At 64.6% G+C, this 21,859-nt stretch carries 22 protein-coding genes; 4 read left to right on the forward strand and 18 right to left on the reverse strand.

The annotated features are described in order from the left end of the window. Positions 1 to 3: 3 nt before the first annotated feature. From CQY20_RS24275 to CQY20_RS24305, 7 genes are all read right to left on the reverse strand, one after another. On the reverse strand, positions 4 to 912 hold the full coding sequence (locus CQY20_RS24275; protein WP_097942631.1) for a hydroxymethylglutaryl-CoA lyase: 909 nt from the start codon (positions 910 to 912) through the stop codon (positions 4 to 6). After that, entirely contained in the window at positions 909 to 2,114 is a 1,206-nt protein-coding gene (locus tag CQY20_RS24280) for a CaiB/BaiF CoA transferase family protein (protein WP_097942632.1), read from the reverse strand. Before CQY20_RS24280 ends, CQY20_RS24275 begins: the two co-directional genes overlap by 4 nt. Next, complete coding sequence (locus CQY20_RS24285; protein WP_097942633.1) at positions 2,111 to 3,298, reverse strand: alpha/beta hydrolase family protein; 1,188 nt, start codon at positions 3,296 to 3,298, stop codon at positions 2,111 to 2,113. Before CQY20_RS24285 ends, CQY20_RS24280 begins: the two co-directional genes overlap by 4 nt. Continuing rightward, complete coding sequence (locus tag CQY20_RS24290) at positions 3,298 to 4,422, reverse strand: homogentisate 1,2-dioxygenase (protein WP_097942634.1); 1,125 nt, start codon at positions 4,420 to 4,422, stop codon at positions 3,298 to 3,300. The genes CQY20_RS24285 and CQY20_RS24290 overlap by 1 nt, the downstream gene beginning before the upstream one ends. A gap of 86 nt (positions 4,423 to 4,508) precedes the next feature. Continuing rightward, on the reverse strand, positions 4,509 to 4,898 hold the full coding sequence (locus CQY20_RS24295; protein ID WP_097942635.1) for a nitroreductase/quinone reductase family protein: 390 nt from the start codon (positions 4,896 to 4,898) through the stop codon (positions 4,509 to 4,511). Between the two features lie 12 nt (positions 4,899 to 4,910). Next, positions 4,911 to 6,086: an acyl-CoA dehydrogenase family protein gene (locus tag CQY20_RS24300; RefSeq protein ID WP_097942636.1), complete on the reverse strand. Its 1,176-nt coding sequence runs from the start codon at positions 6,084 to 6,086 to the stop codon at positions 4,911 to 4,913. Between the two features lie 41 nt (positions 6,087 to 6,127). Further along, entirely contained in the window at positions 6,128 to 6,697 is a 570-nt protein-coding gene (locus CQY20_RS24305; protein ID WP_097942637.1) for a TetR/AcrR family transcriptional regulator, read from the reverse strand. A 304-nt stretch (positions 6,698 to 7,001) separates the two neighbouring features. Between CQY20_RS24305 and CQY20_RS24310 the strand changes: the two genes are divergently transcribed. Then, positions 7,002 to 7,973 carry an esterase family protein gene (locus CQY20_RS24310; protein ID WP_097942638.1) on the forward strand — a complete coding sequence of 324 codons (972 nt, stop codon included), beginning with the start codon at positions 7,002 to 7,004 and terminating at the stop codon, positions 7,971 to 7,973. Here the strand turns inward: CQY20_RS24310 and CQY20_RS24315 are convergent, their stop codons facing one another. From CQY20_RS24315 to CQY20_RS24365, 11 genes are all read right to left on the reverse strand, one after another. Then, positions 7,974 to 8,249, reverse strand: a complete 276-nt coding sequence (locus tag CQY20_RS24315; protein WP_097942639.1) for a hypothetical protein — start codon at positions 8,247 to 8,249, stop codon at positions 7,974 to 7,976. It abuts the gene before it with no gap. Next, positions 8,249 to 9,247: an oxidoreductase gene (locus CQY20_RS24320; protein ID WP_097942640.1), complete on the reverse strand. Its 999-nt coding sequence runs from the start codon at positions 9,245 to 9,247 to the stop codon at positions 8,249 to 8,251. Before CQY20_RS24320 ends, CQY20_RS24315 begins: the two co-directional genes overlap by 1 nt. Before the next feature lie 29 nt (positions 9,248 to 9,276). Next, positions 9,277 to 10,491 carry an acyl-CoA dehydrogenase family protein gene (locus CQY20_RS24325; protein WP_097942641.1) on the reverse strand — a complete coding sequence of 405 codons (1,215 nt, stop codon included), beginning with the start codon at positions 10,489 to 10,491 and terminating at the stop codon, positions 9,277 to 9,279. 18 nt (positions 10,492 to 10,509) lie between these two features. Then, positions 10,510 to 11,922 carry an acyl-CoA dehydrogenase family protein gene (locus tag CQY20_RS24330; protein WP_097942642.1) on the reverse strand — a complete coding sequence of 471 codons (1,413 nt, stop codon included), beginning with the start codon at positions 11,920 to 11,922 and terminating at the stop codon, positions 10,510 to 10,512. A gap of 87 nt (positions 11,923 to 12,009) precedes the next feature. Further along, positions 12,010 to 12,375, reverse strand: coding sequence for a hypothetical protein (locus tag CQY20_RS24335; RefSeq protein ID WP_097942643.1), 366 nt, complete (start codon positions 12,373 to 12,375; stop codon positions 12,010 to 12,012). A gap of 104 nt (positions 12,376 to 12,479) precedes the next feature. Further along, the gene (gene hisN, locus CQY20_RS24340; RefSeq protein WP_097942644.1) at positions 12,480 to 13,259 is read right to left on the reverse strand and encodes a histidinol-phosphatase; all 780 of its coding nucleotides are present in this window, start codon (positions 13,257 to 13,259) and stop codon (positions 12,480 to 12,482) included. Positions 13,260 to 13,371: 112 nt separating this feature from the next. Continuing rightward, positions 13,372 to 14,034, reverse strand: a complete 663-nt coding sequence (locus tag CQY20_RS24345; RefSeq protein ID WP_218039261.1) for an HAD family hydrolase — start codon at positions 14,032 to 14,034, stop codon at positions 13,372 to 13,374. Next, positions 14,031 to 15,554 carry a xylulokinase gene (locus CQY20_RS24350; RefSeq protein ID WP_097942645.1) on the reverse strand — a complete coding sequence of 508 codons (1,524 nt, stop codon included), beginning with the start codon at positions 15,552 to 15,554 and terminating at the stop codon, positions 14,031 to 14,033. Before CQY20_RS24350 ends, CQY20_RS24345 begins: the two co-directional genes overlap by 4 nt. Further along, positions 15,551 to 16,684: a histidinol-phosphate transaminase gene (hisC, locus tag CQY20_RS24355; RefSeq protein WP_163700509.1), complete on the reverse strand. Its 1,134-nt coding sequence runs from the start codon at positions 16,682 to 16,684 to the stop codon at positions 15,551 to 15,553. The genes CQY20_RS24350 and hisC overlap by 4 nt, the downstream gene beginning before the upstream one ends. Continuing rightward, positions 16,681 to 18,165, reverse strand: coding sequence for an amino acid permease (locus tag CQY20_RS24360; RefSeq protein WP_097942647.1), 1,485 nt, complete (start codon positions 18,163 to 18,165; stop codon positions 16,681 to 16,683). The genes hisC and CQY20_RS24360 overlap by 4 nt, the downstream gene beginning before the upstream one ends. 65 nt (positions 18,166 to 18,230) lie before the next feature. Then, positions 18,231 to 19,025, reverse strand: a complete 795-nt coding sequence (locus CQY20_RS24365) for a GntR family transcriptional regulator (RefSeq protein ID WP_097942648.1) — start codon at positions 19,023 to 19,025, stop codon at positions 18,231 to 18,233. Between the two features lie 66 nt (positions 19,026 to 19,091). On the opposite strand from CQY20_RS24365, the gene CQY20_RS24370 reads away from it, so the two are divergent. The 3 genes from CQY20_RS24370 to CQY20_RS24380 all read left to right on the forward strand — a co-directional run bounded on the left by CQY20_RS24370 (position 19,092) and on the right by CQY20_RS24380 (position 21,720). Next, complete coding sequence (locus CQY20_RS24370; protein WP_097942649.1) at positions 19,092 to 20,831, forward strand: dihydroxyacetone kinase family protein; 1,740 nt, start codon at positions 19,092 to 19,094, stop codon at positions 20,829 to 20,831. A gap of 1 nt (position 20,832) precedes the next feature. Beyond that, positions 20,833 to 21,285: a ribose-5-phosphate isomerase gene (locus CQY20_RS24375; RefSeq protein WP_097942650.1), complete on the forward strand. Its 453-nt coding sequence runs from the start codon at positions 20,833 to 20,835 to the stop codon at positions 21,283 to 21,285. 69 nt (positions 21,286 to 21,354) lie between these two features. Beyond that, the gene (locus CQY20_RS24380) at positions 21,355 to 21,720 is read left to right on the forward strand and encodes a hypothetical protein (protein ID WP_097942652.1); all 366 of its coding nucleotides are present in this window, start codon (positions 21,355 to 21,357) and stop codon (positions 21,718 to 21,720) included. Positions 21,721 to 21,859: the final 139 nt, after the last annotated feature.

Raw genomic sequence — 21,859 nt, forward strand, 5'->3', positions numbered from 1 at the left:
GAGCTACTCGCCGGAGGGGCGGTCGCCGGCCCGGAGCAACGCACTGGGCAGCCCGTGGCCGACGGCCGTCTGGGCAACTTTGGCCGCCTCGATCGCGGCCTGCAGATCGACATCGACGTGAACTCCGCTGTCGCGCAGCAGATACACCAGATCTTCGGTCGCGATGTTGCCGCTGGCGCCGGGTGCGAACGGGCAGCCACCGAGGCCGCCGACCGAGGCGTCGAGGCGGGTGATGCCCGAGCAGACGGCGGCGTACGCACTTGCCAGTCCCGCGCCGCGGGTGTTGTGGAAATGCGCACCGAGCGGGATGTCGCCGATCAGCGGCCGGACGGCGGCGACGAGGTCGCTGACCCGCCGCGGTGTCGTGGTGCCGATGGTGTCGGCGATCGCCAACCGGTCAACGTCGTTGTCGCAGGCGGCCTTCACGACGTCGAGCACCCGGTGCTGCGGCGTCGGGCCGTCGAACGGGCAGTCCCATGCGGTTGCGACGATCACCTCGACGGTGGCCCCGCTGTCGTGTGCGATCGCGGTGATCTCGGGGATCTGCGCGACGGCTTCGGCGGTGGACCGGCCGACGTTGGCGCGGCTGTGCCCGGCGGCCGCCGAGACCACGTACTCGATGGAGTGCAGTCCTGCGGCGATCGCGCGCTTGGCACCGTTGGGGCTGGCGACCAACGCACAGAACTCCACACCGTCGAAATTGGCCAGTTCTGTGGCCAATTCCGCGGCGTCGGCGAGTGCGGGCACCTTGGATGGCGACACGAACGCGGTGGCCTCGACCTCCTTGACGCCCGTCGCGACGATGGCCTCGAGCATCTTCATCTTGGCCGAAAGCGGGACCGGCGCTTCGATCTGCAGTCCGTCGCGCATCGCGACCTCGCGGATGTCGACGTGTGCCGGTAGCTCGGTCATATGATGCCTTCCGTTCGCAGCCTTTCCAACTCGGCGTCGGTCTTGCCGAGCAGCCCCCGGTAGACCTCGTCGTTGTGCTGGCCGGGTCGCGCAGGCCCGGCGTTGCGGATGGTGCCCGGTGTGTCCGAAAGCACCGGAACCACACCCGGTCCCTTGACGTTGCGCTCGACGCGTTCGTCCCAGTGGTCGGCGATCATCCCGCGGGCCCGCAGCTGCGGATCCTCGACGACCTCGGCCACTGTGTTGATCGGGCCACTGATCACGCCGGCCTCCGACAGCGTCGAGATGATTTCGTCGGGGCTGCGTTCGGCCGCCCAGTCGCCGATGATCTTGTCCAGCTCGTCTTGATTGCGGCCGCGGGCATTGTGATTGGCGAACCTGTCGTCGGTGGCGAGCTCGGGTTTGCCCATTGCCGCGCACAGCCGCCGGAACACGGTGTCCTGATTCGCGGCGATGACGACCCAGCTGCCATCGGCGCTGCGGTAGATGTTCGACGGCGCGATGCCTTCCAGCCGGGTGCCGGACGGGCCCCGCACCACTCCGCCGACGTCGGAGTCGGGGATCGTCGATTCCTGCACGGCCAGACAGGATTCCGTCAACGCGGCGTCGACGATCTGGCCCTCACCGGTGATGGTGCGTCGATACAGCGCCGCCATCGCGCCTTGTGCGGCGAACATGCCCGCCAGGCTGTCACCGAGCGACAGCGCGAGCCGTGGCGGCGGCCCGCCGGGAAAGCCGTTCATGTGCCGCAGGCCGCTGACGGCCTCGGCGACCGACGCGTAGCCGGCTTTGTGCGCGTCCGGCCCGGTCTGGCCGTAGCCGGAGACCCGCACCAGGATGATGCCCTTGTTGCGGCCCTTGAGCGTGTTGTAGTCAAGGCCCCACTTCTCGAGCGTGCCGGGCCGGAAGTTCTCGACGATGATGTCGGAGCGTTCGACGAGGTCGAGGAACAGGTCGCGGCCCGCGGTCTCGCGCAGGTTCAGCGTGACGGCCTTCTTGTTGCGGGCGTGCACGGTCCAGAAGAAGTGGTGGCCGTCGAGTTCGGCTTGTCCCCAGGTGCGCAGCGGGTCGGGCGCCCCGGGCGGCTCGATCTTGATGACCTCGGCGCCCATGTCGCCCAGCAGCCGACCCGCAAAGGGGCCGGAGATGAGCGTGCCGACCTCGATGACGCGGATGCCGTCGAGCGGACCTGTGCTCGTCATAGCGAAAACCCGTGTCGATGCAGCCAGTCGGTGCACAGCCCGACGGCCTGGCGCAGCGTTCCGCGCTGTTCGGGTCCGGAGTAGTAATGGTTGGCGCCGGGGATCTCGTACATCTCCTTATCAGGATGCCCGATCGCCTCGAACAGTCGGCGGGTATGGCTGGGTGTGCATGCGTCGTCGGCCAGATTGCCGATCACGAGCGTCGGCACCGCGATGTCGGGTCCGCACTTGACGGCGTCGCCGTTGGCGTCGTCGTAGCTCCACTGCGACAGCCAGCTGCGCAGCGTGCAGAACCGAGCGAGCCCGACGGGACTGTTGTTCACGACCTGAGGGTCGCCCAGGTAGCACGTCCCCGGCTTGCGTTCATTCGGATCGACGGCGGGGTCGAGCCAGCGGGGGTCGGCCATGGTGCCGTGCACGACGAAGCCGAATTCGTCATCGGGCCGCCCGGCCGCCTTGAGCTCTGCGAGTTTGTCCTTGACCCACTTGGTGATTCGCCGATTGCGGGCGATCTGCGCGGCGCGGTAGCGAGCCAGAAACTCCTCGGTGTAGGGCGGTTGGTTGGGATTGTCCGGGTTGTAGAGGTCCAACTCGGGATCGCGTTTCGACGGATCGGACTCGTCGAGGATCGACGCATCCAGCCATTCGGTCAAGGTGCCGTGCCTGCTCACATGCGCGGCCAGCAGCATCAGGCCGTCGGCGGGAATGAGGCCCAGCTTGGTCAGATCGGGGCCGTCGCCCGACGGGCTGGCGGTGATCGTCGGATGCTGCGCCTGCTGCTGGTAGAACACCGACAGTGAACCACCGCCGCTCCAACCCGCCAGCACCACCTTCGAATAACCCAACCGGTTCTTCGCGTCCTTGACGGCCTCGCCGAGGTCTTCGACCACCTTCTCCATCAGCAGCGCGGAGTCGGTACCGCGGAAACGGCTGTTGCAGTAGATGACATGGTGGCCTGCGCGGGCCAGCGCGTTGATCATCGGCAGGTAGGCGCCGCCACCGATCGGATGCATGAACACCAGAACGGTGTCGGACGGCTTCGTTTTCGGCCGCAGCAGATAGCTTTCCAGCACGACCAGTTCGGCAACCCCGCCATAGACGTCGCGCACAGTCGAGTTGTTCTGGTAGGCAACGAGATACGGGAGGCGGTCGTATTCGTATCTCACCGGCGCTTCGACGGTCATCAGTGTTGCCCCAGGTCGTTGGCCAAAACGTCCGCCGACGGTACCAGTCGTCGACGGGTGTCGACGGCGATAACCGTCCAGTCGACACGGTCGTATTCGTCGAACTTACGCCGGGCGCGTTCGCGAGCCTTCTCGGGCGCGCCGTGGTGAACCCCTTGCGGCGCATGGGAAATCAGGCCGGGTGGCATCGGGATGCCGTAGAGCGATCCGCCGTGGAAGAACGCGATCTCGTCGTAGTCGACGTTGCGGTGATACCACGGTGTGCGTTCGGTGCCGGGAACGCTTTCAGCGGGCTTGGGCAGGAAGTTCATCACGTAGACGCCGGTCGCCTGCATGAACAGGTGCACGGTCGGTGGCAGGTGCACGCTGTCGGAGGTCACCACGTTGTAGTCGGCGATGTTGAACGTGAACGCGAAGTTGTCGCCGCGCCACCCCTCCACGTCGAGCGGATGATGCTCGTAGAACAGCGAAGTCGTCGCCACGCCGTCGACGGGGGAGTGGATCAGCCGCACCTCGTAGGTGTCGCCGCCGGACGGCGGCGGCGCGTCCATCGGCTCGGGATCGGGGATGACGGCCTGCGACGGGTCGAACGGGAAGTGCCTGCCGAGGGTGCCCGGCGGAGGGACCCGCAACTCGTCGGTGGTCTGGATCAAAAGCAGCGTGGACGCGCCCTCGTCGCCGCTGTCGGGCACCTGGCGGAACGTGCACGCCTTGGGCAGGTAGATCCAGTCGCCTTCGCGGTAGCGCAGCGGGCCGAACTCGGTCTCGAACAACCCCGCGCCCTTGTGCACGAAGCACAGCAGATCCCCGTCGATGTAGCGCGCGAAGAACGGCATCGGCTCGGCGCGCCGCGACAGCAGGATCTGGCAGTCGGCGTTGTGGAACAGCAGCATCGGAGCGCCTGCGGCGTCGGTCGCGTCACCGGGTTTGAGCTCACCGGCGAGCACGTCGACGGGGCGCAGCGGACCGGAGCTACGGAAGGCGGTCGGGTCGTTGCGGCGATACATGTTGGCCGTCCGGCCGGTGAACCCGCCGCGGCCCAGCTCGTCGTCCTTGAGCCCATTCAGGTCGGCGTGCAGCCGCTTCGGGGTGGCGCCTTTGCGCAGGTGAACAAACGATTCCATGGTCCAATCCAATGACGTCGACGGCAGGGCGCGGCTAGAAAAGTAAATCCGACTTTACTTTTTGCTCCGGCGCAGCGTCAACGCCCTCAGTCGGTCAGGTCGACGCGGATCGTGAGCAGCTTGGTGCCGAACGTGCGCACCCCGAAGCTGTTGAACTGCGGCAGCGAGCGCAGCCGTTCGTGCGGGTCGTCGTCGGGCAGCAGATGGGCGACGCCCTTGTGCCAGCGCCCGTTCAACCGGACCCGGACGTTCGGGTCGGCCTCGATGTTCTTCACGTACTGCGAGTTCTCGCCGAACTCCGAGACGAACCAGAATTCGTTGCCGATCTTGCGGCCGCCGATCGGCGTACGGCGCGGCTGACCCGACTTGCGTCCGGTCGTCTCCAGCAGGGTTTGGAAGGGCAGCGCCCGCGTCAACCGATTCGCGACGTTCTTCTGGAACAGCTTCGTCACCCGGTCCCGAAGGTCCCCAGCCATGCTCACCCCATTTCAGATCATTGCGGTGCGTGGAATGTCCATTCCCAGTGTGAGCGCGCCGGCGAGTTCCCGGCTGGTGTCGTAGTCGAACACCACATGGCCTGCCAGCACGTCGACGTCGCGCTTCATCCGCTGCAGCGGGTTGTCGAGGAAGTGGGCGCTGGCGCCGGAGGCCGCCAGCAGCAGACCGATGACCGCCCGCGACTCGCGGACAATGTGAGCGGCCGCAAGGCGTGCCTCGCCGCGCACGGGTCGGGGAACGGGATCTCCTGTGGCGACGAGGGTTTCGAGCTGACCGACGGTGTCGTCGAGAAGTCCGCGCAACGCCCGCAGCCGCACCCGCGCCTCACTGAGGTGGGCCTGCGCGATGGGCTTGTCCTTCTGCGCGACGCCTTCGTAGGCCAGCACGCGTTGCGACAGCCGCTCGGCGTAGACCTCGGCGACGCGTTCGGCGCTGCCGAGCGCAGGCATCGCGGCCAACAGCGCCAGGGCGGGCACCATCGGCCAGCGGTAGGTGTCGGCGTCGTGCAGCGCGGCGCCGGGAGCGGTGCCCTTGTAGATGTCGGTGACCCTGACGAGTCGGTGGGCGGGCACGAAGGCGTCGGTGATGACGACGTCGTTGGATCCGGTGGCACACATGCCGTCGGTGTGCCACACGTCCTCGATGTGCACCTCGCTGATCGGCAGCAGCGCCAACGCGGGATAGATGCCGCCCGGATCCTCTGCGGAGTCGCACAATGCGCCGACGATGATCCAGTTGCCGTGCATGACGCCGGTGGCCCACGACCATCGCCCCGACAACCGGATGCCGCCGTCGACGGCGACCCCGTGGCCGGTCGGGGCGAGGGGTGCGGGCGCCAGGAACGGTCGACTGGCGAAGGCCTCCTCCTGTGCTTCGGCGCTGAACAGCGCCATCATCCAGTTGTGCAGGGTGTAAAAGCCCAGCGTCCATGCGCTCGACGGGCAGCCGTGCGCCATCCGGCGGACCGGGTCGAGGATGGCCGGCCACGGCGCCTGCAGGCCGCCGTAACGGGCGGGAACCAACAGTTCGGGAAGGCCGGACGCGACGTAGTCGTCGAGGGTGGCATCGGGCAGCCTGCGCAGTTCCTCGGCTTCCTGCGCGCGCTCGGCGAGGTTGGCGACGAACTCGGGGCTGACGCTCGGCGTGGTGGCCGAAGCAGCGGTCATGCTCGGGAACGTACCATACTTTTTAGTATGGAAATCCGATCTCAGCGGGTCAGCATCAGGTCCAGGAAGCGCTCGCCATGGGCTACCCCGCGGGCGTTCGGCATCTTGCCGGACAGATGAAGGAAGCCGATGCCGGCGGCGAATGTCGCATTGGCCCGCAGATCGGCGTCGGCGGGGTCCAGGCCGTGATCGAGAAACGCCTGCAGGACCGCGTCCAGCACGCGTTGGTCGGCGGCACGGACGCTCGCGGCGACGGCCTCGTCGCTGCGAGCCCATTCGCGCATGGCCCGCTCCAGCGTCCAATGCCGGGTGCTCAACAATGACGACATCATTTGCGAGAGCCGCTCTCTGGGTGGCAATGCCGCGAGCTCGGCGAAATGGCTGCGGTCGTCGTCGCGCAATTCACTCCAGGCTTGGATCAGCGTCGTGCGATATCGGGCAATATCGGCGAAATGCCAGTAGAAACTGCCCTTTGTGACGTCGAGGCGGTTGCAGAGCCGGTCGACCTTCAGCGCTGTGAGGCCCTCTTCAGCCAGGAGCGCGAAACCCGCCTGGACCCAATCGTCGACAGTTAACCGGCTGGTTGTAGCAGCCCCACGAGCACTGGCCATCACGGCTTACCCTACGGTGGTTCGGTCGGTCCAGCGAGGCGGCGAACACCGCAAGATTTTACGGCGCCGTCACCAGGAATTTCGCTTACGAAATTGGAACATGGTGGCGGCCCGGCTTTGTCCTGCCCTGGCCACATGTTTTACTCAACAACGCACAACTGAAATCACTCGGTCCGCTCTACGCCGACCAGACTCGTTAGAGCGGGCGCGGTAGCGCAGTGAATTACCCAGCTGCGGTGCCGGAGCGGTATTCGCTCGCGTGGTGTAGGCGTTTCGCGATCCGAAGGATGGATGGACTGCAGTTATGACGTTCGTTGACAAGATCCGGGGCCGGTGGGCCCGCAGACTGACCGTCGCCGCATTGGCGGCGCTCCTGCTGCCGGGAATCATTGGTTTCGCGGGAGGATCGGCGACCGCGGGTGCGTTTTCCCGTCCTGGGTTGCCCGTTGAGTATCTGATGGTCCCGTCCCCGTCGATGGGCCGCGACATCAAGGTCCAGTTCCAGAAGGGGACCGGGTCGCATGCGGTGTACCTGCTTGACGGTCTGCGCGCACGCGACGACTACAACGGCTGGGACATGGAGACCCAGGCGTTCGAGTGGTACTACCAGAGCCCGCTTTCGATCGTGATGCCGGTGGGCGGCCAGTCGAGCTTCTACACCGACTGGTATCAGCCCGCGTGCGGCAAGAACGGCTGCCAGACCTACAAGTGGGAGACATTCCTGACCCAGGAACTGCCACAGTGGCTGGCCTCTGAGAAGGGCGTGTCGACGAATGGCAACGCCGCCGTCGGCCTGTCGATGTCGGGTAACTCCGCGATGATCCTGGCGGCTTACCACCCGCAGATGTACGTCTACGCCGGTTCGCTGTCGGCGTTCCTGAACCCCTCCGAGGGGCAGTGGCCGTTCCTGATCAACATGGCGATGGGCGACGCGGGCGGCTACTCGACCGGCCCGATGTGGGGCCCGGCGGAGACCGACCCGGCGTGGAAGCGCAACGACCCGATGGTCCAGATTCCGCGGTTGGTGGAGAACAACACGCGGCTGTGGGTCTACTGCGGCAACGGCACCCCGAACGAGCTGGGTGGCGCTGACCTGCCTGCGACCTTCCTCGAGGGGCTGACCATCCGCACCAACGAGACCTTCCGCGACAACTACATCGCCGCGGGCGGCAAGAATGCGGTGTTCAACTTCCCGGCCTACGGCACGCACAGCTGGGGCTACTGGGGTCAGCAGCTGCAGCAGATGAAGCCCGATCTGGAGAAGTACCTCGGGTAGTCATCGCCTGACAGTGGGACTGTGACCGATCCCCGTCGAGGGTTTCCTCGGCGGGGATTGGTTTTGCGCCATCGAAATGCAGGTGCCGAGATGGCCTGCGACACAGGGGATGCCGTTCATGGTCGGCGCCGGGCCGCCGGAGATGACGGTCGGCACCCCTTTGCCGTATGGCTCGTAACCGGTGTTGCCGCTGTCGGGGTCGGCCGCCGTCGTCGGCGCGGCGGCGATCGCGACGGCGCACATGCCACACACGCCGACGAGGACCGCGCGGCGCATCAGAATCCTCCTGTCACCCTGACCACCGCACGACCCGAGTAGCGGCCTGCGCGGATCTCGTCGAGCACCCCGACCACGTCCTTGATGTCGACGTCATTGGAGATGTCTGAAAGATGTTGCGGGCGAAGCTCGCCGCCCAGCTTCGCCCAGAGCCGGCGGCGTGGCTCGATCGGCATCTGCACCGAGTCCATGCCAAGCAGCGACACGCCGCGCAGGATGAACGGCATCACGGTGGTGTTCAGGCTCGCGCCACCGGTCAGACCGCTCGCGGCCACTGCGCCGCCGTATTTCACCGTGCTCAGCACGTCGGCCAAGGTCTTGCCGCCGACGCAGTCCACCGCCCCTGCCCAACGGGTCTTGCCCAGCGGGCGAGGCTTGGCGTCGGGGTCTTCGGGCAGTCGGCCGATGACGTCGGCGGCGCCCAGCGCCTTGAGCCGGTCGGCCGCCTCAGCCTTGCCGGTGGACGCGACCACCTCGTAGCCGGCCGCGGCGAGCAGGTCGACGGCGACGGAGCCGACGCCGCCGGTCGCGCCGGTCACGACGATCGGGCCGTCGTCGGGCTTGATGCCCCAGTCGATCAGCGCCTGCACGCTCATCGCGGCGGTGAAGCCCGCGGTGCCGATGGTGGCGCCGTCGTAGGGGCTCAACGAGCCGAGCGCGACGACCCAGTCCGCGGGCAGCCGCGCGTATTCGGCGTAGCCGCCGTGGCGCCCGGTGCCGATCTCGTAGCCGTGGGCGAGGACTGCGTCGCCGACGGCGAAGTCCGGGGACTCCGAGGCCACCACTTCGCCGGTGAGGTCGATGCCGGGCACGACCGGATAGTTGCGTACCACACCGCCGTGGGGCGTCACCGCCAGCGCGTCCTTGTAGTTGACGCTGGAATAGGCGACGCGGACCGTCACCTCACCGGGCGGGAGGTCAGCTTCTTGCAGAGTCTCGACCGTGCAGTCGATGCGGTCGTCGTTCTGGCGGGCGACCAGTGCCTGAAAGCTATCCATGCCCCGACATTACGTCGCGGCCGTTGGCGCTACTTCAGTTCTGCCGACGACAGGCCCAGCAGCCTGCGAGCGACGACGAGCTGCTGGATCTGCTGGGTGCCCTCGAAGATGTCGAGGATCTTCGAGTCCCTGGCCCACTTCTCCAGCAGGGTCTCCTCCGAATAGCCTGTGGTACCGGCCAATTCGACGGCCTTGAGGGTGATATCGGTGGCCACCCGCGCCGCCTTGGCCTTGCCCATCGACGCTTCCTTGGAGTTCGGGATGTCGTTGTCGGCCTGCCACGCCGAACGCACCATCAGCAGATAGCCGGCCTCCCAGTCAGCCTCCATCCGCAGGAACTCCGCGGCCGGGGCGCTCTGGGCGTGCGCCGGCTTGTCGTAGGAGATCTCCACGCCGGCGTTCTCGAGGATCTTGCGCAGTTCCTCGAGGGCGGCGCGGGCGATGCCGACGGCCATCGCGGCGACGACGGGGCGGGTGTTGTCGAAGGTCTCCATGACCCCGCCGAAGCCCTTTTCGACGTCGATCTCCGGGCTGCCGAGGAGGTTCTCCTTCGGGATCCGCACGTTGTCGAAGCGGATGACGGCGGTGTCGGAGGCCTTGATGCCGAGCTTATCCTCGAGCCGCTCGACCGTCACACCGGGATGGTCACGCGGCACGATGAACGACTTGATCGCCGCCCGGCCCTTCGACTTGTCCAGTGTCGCCCACACGACGATGTGGGTGGCGCGCGATCCGGCGGTGACGAAGATCTTCTCGCCGTTGATGACGTATTCGTCGCCGTCGAGTTTGGCGGTGGTGGACACGGCTGCCGAGTCGGACCCGAAGCCCGGCTCGGTGATGGCCATCGCGGCCCACACGTCCTTGCCGAGACGCTCGAGCTGCTCGGGGGTGGCGACGCTGTTGATGGCGGCGTTACCGAGTCCCTGCCGCGGCACTGACAGCATCAATGCCACGTCGCCCCAACTGATTTCCATCACGTTGAGCACGGCCGACATGTTGGCGCCGTTGTGATTGGTCTCCTTGGCCTCCTCGCCGTCGCGGAACGCCTCGGCGCCGGCGAACGGGATGGTCTTCGCCTCCGAGATGCCCTCGAACAGGGTGGCCAGGGTGTCGAGCTCGACAGGATATTCGTGCTCGCGCAGATCCCACTTGCGCGAGATCGGTCGTAGCATCTCGGCGGCGCCCTGATGGGCCTTCTCGATCACCGCATTCAGCTTGCGGGGGAGCTCCAGATTGATTGTCATGACAGTCTTTTCCGTTCCCTAGATGACCACGACGCCCTCGGCGACGCCGATCGCGCGTAAGTCGCGGTACCAGCGTTCGACCGGGTGTTCCTTTGTGTAGCCGTGGCCGCCCAGCAGCTGCACGCCGTCGGAGCCGATCTGCATGCCCCTGTCGGTGCCCATCCGCTTGGCAAGCGCGGCCTCACGCGCGAACGACAGACCCTGGTCGGCGCGCGATGCGCCACGCCAGGTGATCAGCCGCAGGCCGTCGAGTTCGATCGCGATGTTGGCGCACATGAATGCGACGGACTGGCGGTGGGCGATCGGCTCGCCGAAGGCGTGGCGCTCCTTGACGTAGGGCACGACGTGGTCGAGCACCGCGTGGGCGGTGCCGACTGCGAGCGAGGCCCAGCCGAGCCGCGCCAGCGCCAGAGCGTCGGAGTAGTCTTGATCGGTCGCGCCGTCCTCGCCGAGGCGGGCCGACAGCGGCACGGTGACGCTGTCGAGTTCGACCCGACCGAGCGCGGCGGCCCGGATGCCCATGCTCGGGTCGGGCTTGACGCTCAGCCCCTTCGTCGACGACTCGACGATGAACAACGCCGGCTTGCCGTTCAATTGCGCTGCCACGATGAACAATTCGGCGTCCTTGGCAGCCACCACCAAGGACTTGGTGCCATCGAGGCGGTATCCGCTCGGGCTCCGGACGGCGGTGGTCTTCAGCGACGTCGGGTCAAACAGCGGCTGCGGCTCGGCGATCGCAACGCAGGCCTGGGGCACGTTGTCGCCCGCGAACTCCTTGAGATAAGTGGCCTGCTGGTCGGCGCTGCCCCAACGCGTGAGGGCCGACGCGACCCCGGCGGGCGCCAGGATCGGTAACGCCAGTCCCATGTCGCCATAGGAGAGTGCCTCTGCGACCAACGAATTGGTCACCGCTGCGCGGTGTTCGGCGATGCCGTCGAAATCCTCGGGGATGTTGATCGCGGTAATACCCAGCTCGTTGGCCTTGGCGACGAGATCGGGTGGGTAGCTCGCGTTGTCGTCGGCTTCGCGAGCGGCCGGCCGCAGCATCTCCTTGGCGAATTCGCTGACGGTGTCGACGATCATCTTCTGCTCGTCATCGGGCGTCAGGTCGAAGTAGTCCGAGCCGGTGGTCTTCAGGCGGGTCGGGCCGCTCTTCGATCCGGTGATCTTCTTGAACTGACGGTTGGTGGCGCCCGCGGCCGAGAACACCTGCTTGACGCCGTACTTGAGCCCGCGGTTCAGCGGATCGCGGAGTTTGTACTTGTCCAGGAACTCCTGCCCGACAAGGGGCGTGATCAACGCCAACCCGATATCGGTGGGAGTGCGCTTGAACTTGTGCAGTCCGACGGCGCTCTCCTGGCCATTGCGCTTCGGGGCCCGGCCGTTGCGCTTCGGGGCGCCGTCAGACTTGCGGTCGATTGTGTTGGTCATCGTGTGCAGCCTCGTTTTGTAGGAGTGCCGATGACCGTATCTTACTCCAGAGTAAGATAGAAATCACCTGTTAGGTGACTCACATAGTTAGCCGGTACCTACCGCCGTTGGAAGGCTCCCCGGCGCCAGCACCACGCCCGGGGGCAGCTTCGGACCGGGTACCGGTTGGGGGTCGCCGACGGAAAGCTCGGCGGGAGGCGACGAACACTTCTGACCCTTCCCGTCCTCGAGCGGTTCGTCGGTCGGGACACCGCCGGAGTCGACGCAGCACTGGTTAGCGTCGCGAACGGTCTTACCCATGCATTCGTCGTACGCTTCGATGTCCCATACCAGAGGTGCGGCCGACGCCACGAAAGCCGTGAAGCCGAAGGCGACTGCCGCCGAAGACAGACCCGCGGAGAGGAGCTTGGGCGCTCTGCTGCCGATGGCGTGGGTTCGAGTCGATGTGTTCATGTCAACCTGCCTTTGCCGATGTGCGACAGCATGAGCGCCGATTGCGGCAAAGGTCCGGTTTTGACCAAATAATTTCGAACGAAAATGATGGCGGCTTCGGCGGGCTACGGCCCGTCGAGCCTGCGGAGAACCTCGTCGTGCAGCAGTCCGTTGGTGGCCACCGCGCTGCCGCCATGGGGGCCGGGCTGGCCGGCGAAATTGGTGAACCTGCCGCCCGCCTCGCGGATCAGGATGTCGATCGGCGCGAGGTCCCACGGATTGAGCTCGGGTTCGACCGCGATATCGACAGCGCCCTCGGCGACTAGGCAGTGCGACCAGAAGTCGCCGTAGGCGCGGACCCGCCAGACATCGTCGGTGAGGTCGAGGAAACGCGATCGGCGCTCACCCCACCCGGTAAGGTCGGAGAATGACAGGCTTGCCGAGCCGATATCGTCGACGCCGGAGACTGAAATGCGCCGCGTCTTCTCGCCAAACGACGTAAACGCTCCTTGACCCAGACTTGCCCACCACCGTCGCCGTAAGGCAGGCGCGCTAATGACACCGGCGACGGGTGAGCCGTCTATTAATAAAGCGATCAGCGTGCACCACACCGGGACGCCGCGGACGAAGTTCTTCGTCCCGTCGATCGGATCGAGCACCCACTGCCTGCCCGTGAAGCTTGGCGCCCCCCCGAATTCTTCGCCGAAGACCGAGTCGTCGGGTCGGCGCGTCACCAGCGAAGAACGCAGCATCTGCTCGGCAGATCTGTCTGCGTCGGTCACCGGCGTCAGATCCGGTTTGGTGTCTATGTGAAGGTCGAGTGCGCCGAATCTGTCCATCGTCAATGCGTCGGCGGCGTCGGCAAGTTCCAGGGCGAGCGAAATGTCATTTCCGTCCGAGGTCATGGCAGCAGTACTACCACGCCCGCTTACGACAGATTTCAGGGCATAACAGCAGCAACGGATCGAAGGCCTATTTTGGTCAACTCTTGGTTCGCTGGATCTACCGAAGGCGAAGCTAGCGCTCGTCGAGAAAACTCATCAGCACGGCGGTGACATCTTCGAGGCTGTGAAAGACGCCGGCGGCGCGGTCTGAAGCGTCGCGGTCCACCGGATACAGGGGATGTTCGATTCCCAGAACCGTGAGTCCCGCCGCTGCGGCGGCGCGGATGCCGTTGCTCGAATCCTCCACTGCGTAGCTGCCTTCGCTAATTGCCCCCAACCTGGCAACCGCCTCCTGGTAGACGTCGGGCGCTGGCTTGCCCGCGGCTACCTCGGCGCTGGATACCGTCGCGCGGAAGTACTCGCCGACCGGCGTCGTCGCCATCACCCGGTCGATGATTGTGCGGGGCGCCGACGAGGCGAGCGCTATCGGCACTCGCGTCGCTGCAGCCTGCACCAGTTCCAGGGCGCCGTCGATCAGCGAAACCTCGCCGCGGTCATAGGCTTCGCCAACCATCTCGATGACACCGTCCGCTGCGGCATGCTCGTCCATGCCGGTGCGTTCGCTGAGGTAGTGTGCCCATTCGGGGACGCTCTTGCCCTGACAAGCTTTGGTGTCCTCTGCCAGCCAGGTGTAGCCGTGGTCGGCCGACATAGCTTTCCAGCCTTGCTCCCACAAGTGCTCGGACATAACCAGTACCCCGTCGAGATCGAACACCACGCAGCGACGGTCGGTCACAGTCGAGCCTCATTTCCTGTTTGGTGGTAGATCGGATAGAGCGCGTCGTAGAGCCGTTGGTACTGGGCATAGCGGGCGCAGTATTCGAGCGAACGGTCCGGATGAGGCAGATACCTTCGGGTGACAGTCGCGCGACCGGCGAGGAACGAATAGTTGGGCTTGGCACCACGTCCGACGATGGCACAAGCCGCTGCGCCGATCGCGCCGGCATCCTGGGGTTCGGCGATGACTTCCAGCGGACGCTCCAGGACGTCCGCAATGATCTGCATCCAGACCGACCCCATCGATCCGCCGCCCACTGCGCGGATCCTCTTCACGTCCTCTCCGTATTCAAGGCCGTATTGCAATGCCCATCGCATCTGAAAGGCGACGCCCTCCATGACAGCGCGCAAGATATGGCCCGGTGTGTGGTGCAAGCCGAGGCCGATGAACGAGGCACGGGCTGCGTCGTCGAATACGGGGACACGTTCCCCGCTGAGCCAGGGGGCGAACAACAGACCGTCCATGTCGTCCGCACTGTCCTCCACCATGCGTTCCACCCGTGTGTAGTCCACCGACCCGGGTTCGCCGAGTCCGAGCATGCGCAGTGCCCAGGTGAGCGCGGCTCCCCCCGTGGCGATTTCGAGCCAGAGGATCCACCGCTGGGCGTCGGCGTGCGCGAGCGGTCCTAGCCGGTGACGTGGATCGACGCGGCGCTCGGACATCATCAGGCCGAAGTACACCGCCGTGCCCAGGCTGACATGTAGATCGCCGGGATCAACTGCGCCAGAACCTAACTGGCTCGCAGGAACGTCACCCACGCCGACGTAAACGGGTGTGTCGGCGGGCAAGCCCAGCCGACGAGCGACATCGGGCACCAGTGGACCGGCCACATCGGTGGCATTGCGAACAGCGGGAAGCTTGTCCGGGTCTATACCCGCAGCTTCACACGCCCCGCGGTCCCAGCCGCGGCTGTGGTGGGCGTACAGCCGGTACGCCGAGGCCCCAGCATGATCGGTTACCGCCTCGCCCGTCAGATACAGTACGACAGCTTCCTTGCAGTCCAACAGCTTTGCCGTGCTGGCATACACCTCGGGTCGGTTGTTTCGCAGCCAGAGGATCTTGGGGAGGATGTCCTTGGCGGATAGCACCGCGGAGAAGCGCTTGAACTGTGTACTGGGCGGCACAATTTCGGCAAGCGCCCGCGCAGCACCCTCCGCTCGTTGGTCCAGCCAGCTGATCATCGGAAGCAGCGGTTTACCTGATTCGTCGACAGCCACGAGATTGAACATTTGGGCAGTGACGCTGATTCCCTCAATAGAAACGGAGGCGCCGTGGTTACTTCGCACCCGGCCCAGCAACTCCTCGGCGGCGTCTAGCGCCGACGAGATAATCAGGTCAAGATCCTGGTCGACGGCATCATTGACTGTCTGAATGCCGTAGCCGCGGTAGGCGCTGTCCAGCAGTGCGCCGTCGGCATCAACAACCACGGCCTTCACACCGCTGGTGCCGATGTCGAACGCCAAGAAATGCGGGCTCAAGTAAGCCTCCCTTCGCCCCGGTGGCTCAACCGAGGCATGGCCGGCGGCAGCAAGAGTTCTTCGAACAGCTTGAGGAACCTGTCATTCTGCTCGGTGGTTCCGACCGTCACCCGCACGTGCGATCCTTTGAGGCCGTGGGCGCCCATGGCCCTGATCAATATGTCCTCGGCGAGGAGCGCGTCGACCACATCGGACACCGACCGACCGGACGCGGAGATATCAGCCAGTACGAAGTTGCCGTCGGACGGGTACGACTTCACACCCTCCATCTGCTGCATCGCCGCGTGCAGTCGATCAGCTTCCGAGCTGATGAACTCGCGCCGCCGCCTTAGCTCTTCCGGCTCGGCAAGTGCCTGTAGGCAGCCCCAGATCGCCATCAGGCTGATACTGAATGGAATTCGGACTCGCTGGACGATGTCGATCAGCTCCGGATCACCGATCAAATAGCCGACGCGCAGTGCCGCCAGCCCGAATCCTTTCGACATGGTCCGCGCGATGACGAGGTTTGGATGGCATGAGACAAGGGGAGCGAATGATTCGGCGTAGCCGCACTCCAGGTACGCCTGGTCGACCACGACGGGGATACCAGTGTCGAGCAGGCGAACCAACTGGTCTCTACGCCAACCTTTTCCGGTCGGATTGTTGGGACTACAAAGGAAGATGGCTTTCGTTCGCTCCGTGATGGCAGAAAGCATGGCTTCGACGTCCAGATCCCACGACGATGTCAACGGCACGGCCTTTGGTGCGCCGCCATAGATGCGCGTCTGGCTTTCGAAGAACGCATAGGTGGGTGTGGCGATGATCGTCTCGTCGCCAGGGCCGACCAGCAACCGCACCAGGACATCGAGTACCTCAGTGGAGCCATTGCCGAGGACGATCGATTCCGGCGGCACGGAGTTGTACTCCGCCAGCGCGGCCACCAGGTCCTTGCCTGAATATGGGTAGAGGTGTCCCACGTCGAATGCTTCCCGCACCGCCGCCCGGACTCCCTCGGACGGCGGTATCGGACACTCGTTAGACATCATTCTCGCGAGCTGGCGATGCTGCCAGGCGAAATCGTGATGTTCAGCGTTGTACGGTGCAGCGTTGCGAAATGTCGTCTTGACGAAGCGGTCGACTGTCTGACTCACCGGATTGCGCCTCCCTGGGGTACGCCCGCTTGTTCTCGATTGATTCGGTTTCGGAGGATCGTCATGTACCAGATGCCGGCCAGAACGAAGAACACTCCGGCTGTCAGTGCCGTTTGATGGTTCAGTGCAGGCACAGTCAGGCATCCGACGACGAAGATCGTCCACAGCAGGGCGGCGACGCGAACGACTTCCGCATATCGTCCAAGGTCAAAATTCGTTCGCTTCGGCAGTGATCCGTTACGCGACGCGATGAGGACGGCGATCACCGTCAGGCCGTAAACGGTGTAGTAACCCAGTGCTGCCATGCCGACGATGAGTGCCATGGCCTCTGACGACCCGTAGCTGCCAAGGAGCACCAAAGCCAGACTGAAACTAGCGACGACCAGCAACGCGGTGCTGGGCGATTTCGTTGTGGGAGAGACCTTCTTCAATGCCGAAGAGGCTGGCAGCATGTTGTCGCGCGAGAGCGAGAACATCAATCGGCTCGCAGCCGCCATATTGGCGAGACCACCGGCATAGAGTGCAATGATCGCCACGGATTCGAAAATCGCCGCACCCGTGGACCCGAGCGCCGTGTTGAGGATGTGCGAGACTGGCACATCAGACGCGTTCGTATCGACCAGATTGTCGATGTTGATGGTGAGTCCGACAATCATGAGAAATCCGACGATGATTGCGAACAGGAGTGCACGGATCACGGCCTTGGGTACATGGCGGGTGGCCATCTTGGTCTCTTCGGCGAGGTCGGCGGCACCCTCGAAGCCGGTCAGTACCCACATTGCAAGAAGACCGGAAAGCAGTATGGCCGTGGCGAAGCCGCTATCTCCGACAGTGGTGGTGGTTAAGAAGCTGACGTTCTGAACCGGGTTTGTTACGAACCCGACGACGAGCAGGATCGTGGTCAAGATGATCGAGAGACCGATTTCGACAGCGAAAGCTACTGCGTTGTTGATCCGCGATGCTATGCGTACACCGGCCAGGTTAATGGCTAGCTGGGAGACTAGGACAATCAACACGACGACGACCGTGGACGTGGTGGTGATCTCGATACCCAACCTGTTCAAAAGGACGGGCGCCAAACCGAAGTTGAGTCCTGTAAAGCCTGGGATGAACGCCATCAATCCTGCCCAGCCGACGAACCATCCGTAGTGAGAGTTGATCAGTCGACTAGTCCACTGATACGCATAGCCGCTGATCGGCATGCGGCCCGCTAACTCGGCCAGTACCAAGGCGACGAGAAGTTGGCCGATGGACACGATGAGCCACGTCCATACAAAGACAGGCCCAACCATCCCCAGCGAGTAGGCGAAGGTGGTGAAAACTCCGGCAGTGACACACATACAAGAGATGGAGATCGAAAAGGAACTCCAGGCGCCCATCGACCGTTCCAGCTGCGGCTCGTAACCGAACGCTCGTAATTCTTCTTCGTCGGATGCAGGTGTCACTGCTTCCCTTGGTCTGGACATTTGGTCGTCGGTCATGAAGGACTCACTTCCTCTTCGGCAACAAGGTGGTGTTGGAGAGTGCAGGTTTCTTTCTGTGTGTGTCAGAACCCGTCCGGTGACTTGCGCGGACCGGTCACATCGGTACGGTCGCGGCGCAGTCGGTGCACGGTGAGGCTGAAGACGCCTGGGGCGTAGTGCTCTTGCGAAAGCAGGACCGGAACACCGGATGCCGACCGTTCAGTCTGCTCGAGCCGCAGAAGCGGGCTGTTGCGCGGGCAATCCAGCATTTTGGCCAGGCGGACGCTGGCGAGAACCGGCGTAATCTCGGCGACGCCGCCAACAAGATGGACGCCACATTGGCGTTCCAAAAACTGATAGATCGACCCGCCGTCATAGACGGGTGAGCTGGCTGCCTCAAGAATGTCGAGCGGGATCACGTCGAAGCCGTGCGTCGCAGGCACTCCGTCGACTCGGATGATTCGCTCCACCCTAAACGCCTCAGCGTCGTGGGGAAGTTCGAGTGCGGCGATGATCCACGGGCTGATCCGCCCGACCTTCGCCTCGATGACTTCGACGTTCAAATTGGCTTTGGCGGCCGTGACGGCCTCGGTGACTCCGATATCGAGATCGAGGACACTGTGCACGCGCGTTCGCTTGGGCGTTACAAAGGTCCCGACGCCATGCACGCGACGGATCAATCCGTCACGCTCGAGGCCGCTGAGAATCTCCCGCAGCGTCGGCCGGCTGATGCCGTAACGCCTCGCGAATTCTGGTTCGGCGGGCAGCTTCTCGTTCGGCGCGTATGTGCCGTTGTTTATCTCGGTGGCGAGTTGCTGCCGCACCTCTTCGGAGAGCAATTGCCGCTGCTCACGGCGCATGCCGAACCCTTGACTCATAGATGTAAGATGTCAGACAACTAAAACCTTGTCAATGGATATGCCGCGAATCGAGAGGTCAGCGCGATGACACACCTGTTCAACGACCCGGCCCGATTCACCGACGACATGCTGGTCGGATTCCTTGATGCGCACGCCCGTTACGTCGTCGCGGTCCCAGGGGGAGTGGTACGGACGCGTAAGACCAGACCGGGAAAGGTGGCGGTGGTGATCGGTGGCGGATCGGGCCACTATCCGGCGTTCTGTGGAACCGTTGGTCCCGGTTTCGCCGACGGTGCGGTCGTCGGCAACATCTTCACCTCGCCTTCGTCTGAAGATGCGAGCTCAGTGGCCCGTGCCTGCCATGGGGATTCGGGCGTGCTGCTGATCACCGGCAACTACGCCGGCGACGTCATGAATTTCAGCCTTGCTGTCGACCAGCTCCGCCGCGAAGGAATCGACGCGCACTACCTCGTCGTGACTGACGACATCGCCAGTGCGCCAGAGGGCGAGGAGGCGCAAAGGCGCGGCATCGCCGGTGACTTCACCGTATTCAAATGTGCATGTGCGGCTGCGGAAGCCGGCCTTGACTTGCGCAATGTCATCCGCGTGGCAGCCGATGCGAACGCGGCGACTCGCACGCTCGGAGTGGCCTTTGGAGGGTGCACCTTGCCCGGTGCAGACTCCCCGTTGTTCACCGTTCCGCAGGGGAAGATGGGCGTGGGCCTCGGGATCCACGGTGAGCCGGGCATCTCAGAGGAACCGCTACCTGGCGCCGAGGGTTTGGCTGAGGCGCTGGTCGACGGAGTGTTAGGCGACGCGCCACGCGGCGGCACTAAGCGAATAGCGGTGATTCTAAATGGACTGGGTCGGACCAAATACGAAGAACTGTTTGTTGTCTGGGGCGCGGTGGCGCGGCTTCTGCGGGTTCGCGGCTACGAGGTCGTCGAACCGGAGGTCGGGGAGCTGGTTACGAGCCTGGACATGGCAGGTTGTTCGTTGACAGTCATGTGGCTGAACGACGAACTCGAAAAGTATTGGTGCGCACCGGCCGACACGCCCGCCTACCGTAAGGGTGCAGCTATGACAGACGATGGTGCTGTGCGTAGCGCCGTCCAGTACGAGGCGGCAGCACCCGCCCGGCAGCTGTCCCAGTTGTCTGACGACGCTGGGCGCCTCGGAGGTCAGTACGTAGCACAGGCGCTTGATGCGGTGGCGAAGATGCTTGCCGATGCCGAGGATGAATTGGGTCGCATCGACGCCGTAGCTGGTGATGGCGACCACGGCCGCGGCATGGTGAAGGGCTCGTCGGCCGCCCGAGAGGCGGCAAACATGGCCGTCGAAGCCGGAGCGGGCCAGGGTTCGGTTCTGATCGCGGCTGGAGCCCGCTGGGCAGCAGAGGCGGGCGGAACGTCGGGTGTGCTGTGGGGCTCGATGCTATCGGCTATCGGGGAACGTCTGGGCGACATAGGGATTCCCGATTCGGCAACCATCGCGGCGGCGATGCGCGCTGGCTACGACGCGGTGAAACACCTCGGGGGTGCCGCGCCCGGCGACAAGACGATGCTCGACGCAATGCTTCCGTTCGTCGAGGAATTGCAGCGTCTGGTCGATGACGGTCAACCGTGGTCTCAAGCGTGGACCGCTGCTGCCGGGGTCGCCGGGGAAGCTGCAAAGGCGACCGCGGATCTGCGGCCCAAGATAGGGCGCGCCCGCCCGCTTGCCGAGCGCAGCGTCGGAACGCCGGATCCTGGGGCCACGTCGCTGGCTATGTGTGCGCGAGTTGTCGCAGACTGCTTCGTTCTCACCCCGAAGCGGGATTGTTGACATGGCTTTACGAATTGTGGTCGGCTCGGACGAAGCCGGGTACCAATACAAGGAAGCGCTTAAAGGTGACCTCCGCGAGGATAGGCGCGTCGCTGAGGTCACTGATGTCGGGGTCGGCGCGGACGAATGTAGGGCTTATCCGCACATCGCCGTCGCGGCCGCTCGGATGATCGTCGAGGGCAGGGCTGACCGCGCGCTTCTCGTGTGCGGCACCGGTCTCGGCGTTGCGATCAGCGCCAACAAGGTGCCCGGAGTCCGCGCCGTAACCGCACACGATAGCTTTTCTGTCGAGCGGTCAGTGCTTTCCAATAATGCGCAGGTTCTGTGCTTCGGCCAGCGGGTGATAGGACTTGAACTGGCGCGCAGATTGGCCAAGGAATGGTTGGCCTACGAATTCGACGTACGCAGCGCGTCGGCCGAAAAAGTCGCCCTCATCGACCATTACGAACACTGATCGTAAGACTCATGTCCAGCACCGGCATACCCCGGACGGTGTCATGGCAGCAGTCCTACCATGGGCCGTGTGTGGGAATTCGCGCTGCTGCTTCTGCTGATCGGGGCGATCGTCGTGGTCGCCGGGCCTTGGATCATGCGGCGGCGCGGCATCTCCGGGGGCGCATTGGAGGGCACACTGCTGGTCACCGGCGTCAGCCCGCGCCCTGAGGGTGTGACGGGTCCGCAGTACGTGACCGTCACCGGCGTCATCAACGGCCCCACCGTCAACGAACACGTCGTGTACCAACGCCTCGAGGCCGACGTCAACGACTGGCCGACCATGGGTCAGCTTTTCCCGGTCGTCTATTCGCAGAAGAATCCCGACAACTGGCGCTTCGCGCCGACCGAGGGACCCACGATGAAGCCCGGCGAGAGGTGGGGCGGAGGCGCATAGCCCGCCGTTCTCGCTGGTCGCATCTCGGTATCTCTCTCGACATCTCCCGCGCTGTTATGCGGCTTTGTAGTGGTTGAGGTTGATGGTGATGTGGGTGGCGATGTGGCTGAGGGTGAGTGTTCGTGGTGTGGGTGGGGGT

It is taken from the genome of Mycolicibacterium agri, from assembly GCF_002553505.1.
In the GTDB taxonomy this organism is placed as follows: Bacteria; Actinomycetota; Actinomycetes; order Mycobacteriales; family Mycobacteriaceae; genus Mycobacterium; species Mycobacterium agri.